This window comes from Exiguobacterium sp. A1_3_1, from assembly GCF_048985645.1.
In the GTDB taxonomy this organism is placed as follows: domain Bacteria; phylum Bacillota; class Bacilli; order Exiguobacteriales; family Exiguobacteriaceae; genus Exiguobacterium_A; species Exiguobacterium_A indicum.
Map to the genome: position 1 here is coordinate 1 of NZ_WBYY01000134.1, position 9188 is coordinate 9188.

Sequence of the window (9188 nt, forward strand, 5' to 3'; positions counted from 1 at the left end):
GTGGGCTCGGAGATGTGTATAAGAGACAGGTAGGATACTGTCTGTCATCGCGACAGTCGTACGAGCGAGTTCTTCGATGTGGACGTTCGTCTGCCCAAGCAAGGCTTGAATACGCGCTTGCTGACTGTTGAGCTTTCCCCAGTCCCATACGAGTTGGTCTTCTCCTGAAACATCTACAGCGAGCGAGAGGATGTCTCCCTTGATTTGACGCAAGAGCTCCGCATAGCCGCGGAGAAGGACCTTGATTTCCTTGTCCTTGATTTTGATCAATCGCTTCTGCTGGTCGATGACCATCTGGTCGAGTTGTTCAGCTGTCAAGAGCATGGCTTATTCCTCGTCGTCTTCTGTCGAACGCTTCTCGATCTTCTTGTCCGCCCCATCGATGTAACCATCAATGTTGTCGAGGTCGACTTGTTTCCGGTCTGCCTTCTGTCGCTCAAGACGTTCCTTCTCTTCCGTCGCATTCTCGACGAGCGGGTTCAGCTGCAGGATGGTCTCATCCGAGATGAAGTCCTTCAGTCCGGTCAGCATCGTGACGTATTCGCTGACGTTGATCGGTAGGTTCCGGTGAACGGTCCAGTAGATCCAGCGCCAGTTATGTAACATCGACGTGTCTTGCGACTCCGCGACGTTCTGCCACTCAGTGACGGTGTCCTTCCCTTCAATCATCCAATCCTTTGCTTGGATGCTATAAGTCAGGAGCATGTTCTTGCGGCGGTAGTACTCGTCGAAATGAATCTCCCGTGCATTTGTCGCAATCTCAAGCGGTGCATACATCTGTTGGATGGCGACACCCGACAGATTACCGTTCGCCGTATCCTTGAAGATTTTCGGGAGTTGCGCGACATCGAAGAGCCGCTCCGTTAATTCCTTCAGGTGCGCGACGATCGGTTTCTCGTCAATCGGTGGCGCGAGATAATCAATCGTTGCCTCTTTGTTCTTAGAGCCAACTGCTCGCGAAGTCCGCATCTTCATCGTTTCTTCCGGTTTCGGAAGTTCACCGATGAATTTGAGGAATGGATCGTTGAAGACATCCATCTTGTTCGCGTTATCGCTTAGCGCCCGGTTGATTTCATCGATGATCGTGATGCTCGGTTCGTCGATGGCCGACATACCCATTGGAATATCCGTCGTCGGCGGCGTCTGTGCTTCATCCCCGCGGAACCACGCAATCGGCACCATCGGGAACTGGTGGTAGGCGACTTTTACTTCTTTTCGTGGATCCTCGACGAGATCGGTACCGTCTCGCTTCAGGTAATAGACATGGGTGTCGTCATACCACTCGACGTATTCAGCGGTCTCTGTCGCTCCGTTCCGTACCTCTTTTTTCGTATACCGGTGAATCGCACCGATGATGTCGCCGTATTCGTTCGTCACCGGGAAGAGACGATTCAGCGGGTAGGCACGATAGCGGATGTCCAGACGATTGTCGAAGTAGAACAGGACACCCGCTCCACCTGCCGTCAATCCGTTGCGTACGGTCGTGAAGTCGATGTGATGATCACTGTTATCCTCGCGGACGTCCTCGAGCTTTTGCCGGAATCCCTTCAGTCGTTCGAGATCCGCGCCGTATTTACTGGCTGCACTATCCGGTACCTCGACGCTGACCGGCTTCCCGACCATATAGTCGGTCGGGAGGTTGACAATCAGCTTCGCATAATTGATGACGAGGCGATGGTTCGGGTCGTCCGCTCGTTTCGGTTGTCGGACGAGTACGGCATGCTTTCCGTCATAGTAGGATTGCTGCAGGACGATCGATTTCAGCAAGATGTCGTGTTGTGCGATGTATTGGTTCAATCCTGCCCATTTGTTCTTCTGTAGTTCTTGCGTGAGCGTCGTCGCTTCCACGCCACCGCCTCCTTTCTTGTTGAATAATGAACGTAACCATTCGATGAATGAACGCCACATGGTCTTTCACCTCACTTAGAATGTCCGCTCGAAGGCGCTGAAGCCTTTGCCACCCTCCGGCTCATAGAAGCACAAGGCGAGGGCGTCCGCGCGGTCAGGTGATGCCAGTCCACGCTTCTTCATCTTGTCCTTCGGTTCGACCTTGATGACGCCTTTGCTGAGGACCCGATACTTCCGCGTCGTCAGCTGGGAAACGAGCTTGTCGTCCTCGAGCAATTCGAGGGTCGGTTCCTCCCCTAGCATCCGGCGTCTGAAGTTCGTCTCGAGCAAGTCTCGTAGGTTACCCCACAACTGATCGCCAAGCTTGTCATAGACATCCGGGTCATCCGCTCTCGCTCCGTTGTTGATGCCGTGGACTTCGAACTTCTGCATGTTATGGGTATCAATCCATTCGTCAATCCCATCCGTGACACCACCACCGACACCGGTATCATCGACTTTGAAGACGACGCGGGGTGCTTGCGGGAAACGATTGAGCGTGTTCCGAGCGAAGCGGATGGCTTCTCCCGTCGTTTCTGTCGTCCCTTTCTTGCTATGGGTGTGTCGCGCGACGACCTTGTTCCCGACACGGGCATACATGACGGTCTCATCATCCCCGTACCGGGCAACGTCGATACCGATATGGATATCTGCATATTTGACGGGTGTCACCGTGACATTGATGGCTTGATCCGTGAATTCGAGCGGGATATAGGCATCCGCCTCCGCTTTCGGGAAATCACCCAGGACGCGAACACGGTAGACGTCCGAGTCTTCGTTATACTTCTGCTTCAGCATCTCAATCGTGTCTCGTGACGTACGCGGACTATCGAGGGAGCTGACCTTGTGCGTACTCCAGAGATGCTTGTCGCGGTTATGGGAATCAAAAAAGACCCCACTCGTTCGAGTCGGGTTTCCGCACATCAAGATTTTGTTTTCGTCCCCGGTCAATGTCCCGAGGATGGCTTCCATGATCGGATCAGCGACACCGGACGCCTCATCGACGATGAATAGCATGTAGTCTTCGTGAAAGCCTTGCATGTTCTCCGGCTTCGTCGCGGTACGAGCGGTAGCGAACCACCGTTCTTCACTCCCGATCATGTAGATTTTCGTCTTCGTCCACTTCAGCAGCCGCTTCAACAATTCGGATTTCTCCATCCACTTGGCGATTTCTGCCCAAAGGACGGTGAACAGTTGATCCTTCGTCGGTGCGGTCGCGATGACTTTCGGATTTGGTCGGCATGTCAGGTACCAGAGGGTCACGACGGCTTCAAGCCCCGTCTTCCCGACACCCTGTCCGGAGCGGACGCTGACCTTGTTCTTCTTCGATAAATCGTCAAGTATGCTACGCTGCCATTCGTCCGGATAAAAACCGAGGATGTCTTCCGCGAACGCCGCGGGATCGTCCCAGTAGACGTCGATGACACTGGCGAGTACGTTATACGGTTTCGTTTGCTTCATGGCGTTTCCACCTGTTGCTTGCGACGTCGTTCGGCAGCGGCAAGGATACCGTCTTTCCAATCGGTCGTCGTCTCGTCATCCGTATCCGCATTCTTCAGCTGCTCGACTTCGAGTTTCAACTTCTCTAGCTTCAGGACGCGTTCCTCGTCCCCTTTGGTCAACTTCTCATAGGAGCGGATCATCGCGTCGAGTCGTCCCATCGCCGTAGCAAGGGAAGACATGAACGTCGCTTGTTTCTCGTAGGCGAAGCGGATTTCCCACTCGTCCTTCGATTCCCCGCTTGCGCTCAATTCTTTCGACATGTCGTCAGCGTCGCTGACATACATGATATTCAAGGAATTGATGATGTTCGCATGCATCAGCTGGATTTGGTCCCAGAGTAGATCAGCGGGATTCCGTTCCTGCGTGCCATGCATGATTTCGAGGATGGATTCCGGTATGTACTGGCGGAACAGGCCATGGAGCAACGCGTTCTTATTCCCTTCCGGAGCACCACCCCAGTTACCTGCGGCGTTCTTGTTCCCCTTTGGTGCGCCACTCTTGCGCCGTTTAGGAGCGCTCTCTTTCAGTTTAGGAGCGCTCCCTTTGCCGTCCGTTTCTTCATCATCCCAGCGGTCCGTCGATTTCCACTTGCGAATCGCACTCGGGGAGACATCCATCTCCTTCGCCAGGTCGACCAATTTATATGTCGGATCCTGTTTGATGGCGATGCGCCACTTCTCGCGAGCCTCATCCCGCCGGGGGTCTCTTGGTCTCGCCACGCTCCCACCGCCTTCCTAATTACTGGATTGTGTTGTTTTTCAGGACGACCGACGACCTCGCTTATGCCGCGCTTTCATCATTCGATGCGTCTGACGCTTCGTTCCTGATGCGATAAGGCGATTCACATGCCAAGACGTGTCCCTTCATAGCGCGCCGTATAGTAGTGCTGAGGGACATCAGCTACTAGATCAGTACTTAGCATCTTCCGGAGGTAGTCTCCGACTCTTCGTAAAATTTCTTTCACCATGTTCCATGCACGTTCGACGAAACTTCTCACTACTGTTTTAAGCGCTTCTCGAATCGCTTCTACATTCGCCTTTGTCATGTTCTCCCTCCTCTCTTATGATTTCCAACGAACCGACTAGGTCGATGCTTGTCCGCTCGTTGCAAGGCACAAAAAAAGCACCCCGAAGGATGCTTAGTAAATCAGTAACCATAATTAAATATATTTCCAATTAATGCTTTTAAGGTTTGATACGAATAATATTCCTCTTCCTGAGAAATGTCATATTTTTTAGCCGCTGGTAGATACTGAATCAATGGTTTATCTTTTCCTACAAGGATACCAGCGATATTTACTAATTCATTATCAATTTCAGGGACAACGACCGCAACATTAATCCAAGGATCATCTTTCCCTTTATTCTCCATAGTGCAATATAAAACTCTATGTGCTCCATCATTTTTCAATGTATTGAGGCTGAGTACAAAAACCGAATTCGGATTATCAATTTTTGATACAACAACTTTTTCACTTTTGTAATAGATATTACTGAAATCATCTTCAATACTATCAAACGTAAATTCAAGAACTTTAATGATATCTAAAATTGTATTGCTTTCTCGTAAAGTGATTTCCTCTTGTAACCTACTTTTTAACTCTTGATCCCAAATTATTATTTAACCTCCATTTATTTGATATTATGGTAAATATATCTATATCCACAAACACAATATTCTAGGTTCAACACGAATTTCCTGCCAACAACGCACGACTACTCTGCCCTCACGCTTCATTGCTTTTTTCACATTTTTTCTGGCTGCGTCATGCGTTGTTGGCAAGAAGCGAATCACTTCGTACGCTTGGTATCCTGTTTCCAGAGATACTTCAACCAGACACTTTGAGGAATCTTCGTGACGGGATCTGTCCGTCGATTTTTACGACGCGGACTCACTTTCCAGTGCATCACGTATGGTTTATCTTTCATGCAATCACTCTTTATATGTACAAACATCCGGATGAGACCGATCATTGCAAGCATCTGGGGGAATGACATGGAACCGATCGATAGGCTGACTAAGGGAGGTCAAATTCACTCATCCGGATATTTCTGCATACAAAAAGCGCCCTGTTCGTTACAAGGCGCTTGATATGTGAGTAATGCTTATGTCCTGTAGAACAATGCAACCGTCGTCGCACCCGCTTCGTCTACATGGAAATAATATCATGTATTTAGCAAGTTTTTGTATCAAGATTGTATCAAATTTGTATCACCATTTTATCTTTGATTAGTCTACCAACAATACACAATCAATTAATTTTTTATAGGTTTTTTTACTTATTGACTCCCATTTCTTTATCTCATCCAATGAGCTAGTTACATTGTTAAAAATTTTAAAATAAGCTTGATACATCTCTAATTCGTCCTTATCTTTATCAAAGGTAGAAATAAATGCTTTATACTTTTCCACTTCTGTAATTAATACATAAATCCTGTGAATTGATCTATCCTCTTTTGAATGGAAATTTAAAGCACTTTTCAAGAAAATATCTTTATAAATTAGAGTAGAAAGTAAATTAATTTGTCTGTCTGCTGAATTGATTAAAGTTTTAATTTCTTTAATATAATCCTTATTATCAACATACTGTTCTTTGAAAGCTTCTTCAGTTAGTTTCATAATACCTATGTTTAAGGTTCCTTCTTTTGGATCATCTAAGAAATCTAAAGTACTTTCGATATGATTTAAAAAATTATTATTTTTTCTAATTTCAACTGCAATCAATTTTTTTATATTTCTCGCTATAAATAAATTTTTTACAAGTTCGTAAAGACTTCTAATAAGTATAGCTAATAATGCTGACAACAAGGCTGGAACAATTACTTCTAAAGATAATATAGAATTACTCAAAAAAGTTTGCTCCTTTTTGCTTTTTCTTTTAGAAAATCAAGTTGAGAAATCATTTCACATATCATTTCATTTTTATCAGTATCATTACTCAACAAATTAATTTCTTCCTCAGAAAATTCCATAGTTTTTATACTTTCAACAAAGTTCATTCCCCCTTCGATTCTCTCAAAAAAAGAAGTTTCGTCTTTATGTAAAGAAAGAATATTCGAGATTAGATGAGAATCAAGTTCGAAAAATATAGGAACATCAACTGCTTCTGACTCAATAGCTTCTCTTAAATTAAATTCTTCACCACATCCACAATCTTCATCACATACATAATCATCCAATTCATCTTCAGTAAGATATACATCAGTATTGTTTATACATGTGTAACGATATTTTAATTCAAGTATTCTATTATCACTAATTGAACTTATATAAATAAATAAAACAAAAACTTTTGATAGCTCCATTTCGAAGATATTCGAAAACCTATATGGGTTTAAGAAAATTTTCCCATTTAAAATTTCTGAAACGATAAAACTATTTAATTTTTCAAAAGTTTTTTTAAATGGATATAGATTTTCAAGATTCGGATTTTTCCGATATAATACTTCTAAATTTGTTTTTAACATAGTCATTTACGGTTCTCCTCGCTTCAGAAACTGTTAATGTACTTTTTACACCACTATTGTTAGCTCTTCTTTTGTTTTGATAATAAACAAAGATTAAGTGATCGTTACTCAAGGTAATCTTAACTTCTTGATAAAATTTTTTCCCGTTAGAGACTGAAGTTGAAATATGCAGTCCTAACTCATTAATCAGCTTTATGCTATCTACTACTTCTTGGAGGTGCCAGTAAAAATCAGACGTATAAACAGGTAGCCTTTCTTGATTTCGAGTAGTAGATTTTGTCACAGCCCAATCACGAACAGTAAAAGAAAAAATAAAATTATCAAGGTCTCTTACAATCATTGCTTTCTTTTTTAATATAGAAAACGCCTTCATATGCTTTAAAAATTTTACACTCATACTAATACTATCGTTGTCAAAATCTTTGAATTTATCTTCTATAAATAATTCAATATCACTAGTATCCTTTTCTTCATTTTCTCCTAGTATTTTTGAAATTAAATTATCTCTGTCTTCCTTAAAAATTTTATACATAGCTAGTTCAAACGGTGATTTTAAATAAGCTTCTATTTCAGTATTCAGAACTTGAAGCTTTTCGCCTTCAGAACTTTCATTTTTTTCTGCTTTTGTATTATTCATTGTCATTAAAGATAACTGTTCACCCAAAGAATGCAATCTAAGTTTAGATTCTACGAGTTCTTTTATCCGCTCATATAAAGTTACACTCGCTATTCCTTCATTTGAAAATTTATCTGTAATTTTTACTGTTTTATCTTTAGATTCTAAAAGTACTTTTTTCCGATCATTAGTAGAACTACATACATCTTTTAAAGTTCTATCATTGTATGCTAATTCAAAAAAGTTGTTTTCAAAATCAAAAGAGTATCTAATAAATACAGATTTTGTAAGGTAATTTTCAGATGAATAAATAATTCCGATTTTTTCATATATCTCGATTTTATTGTTCTTTTTACAAATTTTATGAAAATTGTCGTCTTTCTCTTTTATATCGGTGATTTTTTGTGGAACGTACTCTCCTAAGTTTTTAGGATTATATTTTTTTATTAATAATGAATAAACATCATCAATATATCCATTTAAATCCTTGTAACCTTCAAGGGAGTAATCCATGCCATAAACTCTTCGGACATTAAAATGATATTCCAAATTTTTTAAGTACTGATTCTCAAAATAATCAATATATTCAACACCCTGATTAAAAAATTCATTTCTTAATATTTTGATATAATTATCAGCTTTGGTACCCGGAGTATAATATTTATTATCAATTACGAAAAATACACTCTCAGTTATATTGTTTTTTTCTTTAAATCGAGTCTTTTTTAACTGTTCTACTTCATCATTATGACGATTTAGAAAACTATCTTCATCAAGCTTAATCATATTTTTTAAAATCTCGTTCATTGTTATATTAGAATAAACGTTCAATATGTTATCTTGGATACTAATTTCTATTGTTTTTTCCATCATTGCGCCCCCAAAAATCAATCTATATTGACTAATGGTAAAGGTTTTTAGCTAAATTTACCTGTTGCTTCACAAAAAATCGTATGACATTTTTCGACACTTCAAATCTTCTATTTTTTATTAATAAGTAATGTTAATCCTAATTTAGTCCTCAATTACAATCAAAAATCTTAACTCTTCTTCAAGTTCCTAGGTGGTATTTATCATCACATTATAAAAACCCTATTTTTCAGTTCTAAAATGGTTGTTTGTGCTTGAACATTCTAATTTATTATCAATGTACTCAATGCTAACGATTCTGATAATTAGGATCAACTTGAAAATGAATGATAAATAAGATTTCGGGTGCCATGGTTGCCTTCTACTACTGAAGTAGTGCCGGGCATTCTTGCCCGGCTTCCCCCGTCTTTCACATATTTATGCGATGATTATGAGCTTTTCTGTTTCGTTGTATTCAGACAAGGCTTCCATCAGGTAATCTTCGATGTTCCGGATGGCTTCGTTCTTCCAAGCACCACCGTCCGCTTCGAACAAGGCGACACGTGGACCGTTTTGCATCCGAAGGACGAACTTGCTTTCCGGCTGATCGACTTCGATGAACGTCCGGTATGGTGCGAGCGTCACTGGATTGACGACCTTGACGTCTGCGACGGTCGCGACACCCGTTTTCATCGTCACCGCTTGCGAGATGCCGTCGTCTCCAACACCTCGGACATTGTCTTCCTTGAGGTTGCCGACCATTTTCAGAATCAATGCTTGATCCTTGTTCGGGACGAAGACCGACTGCAGCTTGATATTGATGTCTTCCGGATCGTCTGTCTCTTATACACATCTCCGAGCCCACG

The 9188-nt window shown here is 42.4% G+C and carries 11 protein-coding genes; all 11 read right to left on the minus strand.

Going from position 1 to position 9188, the window contains the following annotated elements:
• A partial coding sequence (locus F8N00_RS13300) for a hypothetical protein (RefSeq protein ID WP_421018366.1) occupies positions 1-324 on the minus strand: 324 nt, incomplete at its 3' end.
• A 3-nt stretch (positions 325-327) separates the two neighbouring features.
• Positions 328-1908, minus strand: coding sequence for a phage portal protein (locus F8N00_RS13305; protein ID WP_421018367.1), 1581 nt, complete (start codon positions 1906-1908; stop codon positions 328-330).
• Positions 1909-1923: 15 nt separating this feature from the next.
• Positions 1924-3348: a terminase B gene (locus tag F8N00_RS13310; RefSeq protein ID WP_421018368.1), complete on the minus strand. Its 1425-nt coding sequence runs from the start codon at positions 3346-3348 to the stop codon at positions 1924-1926.
• On the minus strand, positions 3345-4109 hold the full coding sequence (gene terS / locus F8N00_RS13315) for a phage terminase small subunit (RefSeq protein WP_421018369.1): 765 nt from the start codon (positions 4107-4109) through the stop codon (positions 3345-3347). The genes F8N00_RS13310 and terS overlap by 4 nt, the downstream gene beginning before the upstream one ends.
• A 122-nt stretch (positions 4110-4231) precedes the next feature.
• Positions 4232-4435, minus strand: a complete 204-nt coding sequence (locus F8N00_RS13320; RefSeq protein WP_421018370.1) for a hypothetical protein — start codon at positions 4433-4435, stop codon at positions 4232-4234.
• 101 nt (positions 4436-4536) lie between these two features.
• On the minus strand, positions 4537-4761 hold the full coding sequence (locus F8N00_RS13325; protein ID WP_421018371.1) for a hypothetical protein: 225 nt from the start codon (positions 4759-4761) through the stop codon (positions 4537-4539).
• A gap of 419 nt (positions 4762-5180) precedes the next feature.
• The gene (locus F8N00_RS13330) at positions 5181-5318 is read right to left on the minus strand and encodes a hypothetical protein (protein WP_421018372.1); all 138 of its coding nucleotides are present in this window, start codon (positions 5316-5318) and stop codon (positions 5181-5183) included.
• Positions 5319-5619: 301 nt separating this feature from the next.
• Positions 5620-6240 (minus strand): hypothetical protein, encoded by a 621-nt coding sequence (locus F8N00_RS13335; protein ID WP_421018373.1) that lies wholly within the window; start codon positions 6238-6240, stop codon positions 5620-5622.
• Positions 6237-6863 carry a hypothetical protein gene (locus F8N00_RS13340; RefSeq protein ID WP_421018374.1) on the minus strand — a complete coding sequence of 209 codons (627 nt, stop codon included), beginning with the start codon at positions 6861-6863 and terminating at the stop codon, positions 6237-6239. The genes F8N00_RS13335 and F8N00_RS13340 overlap by 4 nt, the downstream gene beginning before the upstream one ends.
• Positions 6808-8343, minus strand: coding sequence for a hypothetical protein (locus F8N00_RS13345; RefSeq protein ID WP_421018375.1), 1536 nt, complete (start codon positions 8341-8343; stop codon positions 6808-6810). The genes F8N00_RS13340 and F8N00_RS13345 overlap by 56 nt, the downstream gene beginning before the upstream one ends.
• 417 nt (positions 8344-8760) lie before the next feature.
• Positions 8761-9096, minus strand: coding sequence for a hypothetical protein (locus F8N00_RS13350; protein ID WP_421018376.1), 336 nt, complete (start codon positions 9094-9096; stop codon positions 8761-8763).
• Between the last annotated feature and the right edge of the window lie 92 nt (positions 9097-9188).

Bases quoted from the DNA above. Each gene is read 5' to 3' on its own strand.
- F8N00_RS13305 (WP_421018367.1), bottom strand. From the start codon at position 1,908: ATGTGGCGTTCATTCATCGAATGGTTACGTTCATTATTCAACAAGAAA.
- F8N00_RS13310 (WP_421018368.1), bottom strand. From the start codon at position 3,348: ATGAAGCAAACGAAACCGTATAACGTACTCGCCAGTGTCATCGACGTC.
- F8N00_RS13320 (WP_421018370.1), bottom strand. From the start codon at position 4,435: ATGACAAAGGCGAATGTAGAAGCGATTCGAGAAGCGCTTAAAACAGTA.
- F8N00_RS13325 (WP_421018371.1), bottom strand. From the start codon at position 4,761: ATGGAGAATAAAGGGAAAGATGATCCTTGGATTAATGTTGCGGTCGTT.
- F8N00_RS13330 (WP_421018372.1), bottom strand. From the start codon at position 5,318: ATGAAAGATAAACCATACGTGATGCACTGGAAAGTGAGTCCGCGTCGT.
- F8N00_RS13340 (WP_421018374.1), bottom strand. From the start codon at position 6,863: ATGACTATGTTAAAAACAAATTTAGAAGTATTATATCGGAAAAATCCG.
- F8N00_RS13345 (WP_421018375.1), bottom strand. From the start codon at position 8,343: ATGGAAAAAACAATAGAAATTAGTATCCAAGATAACATATTGAACGTT.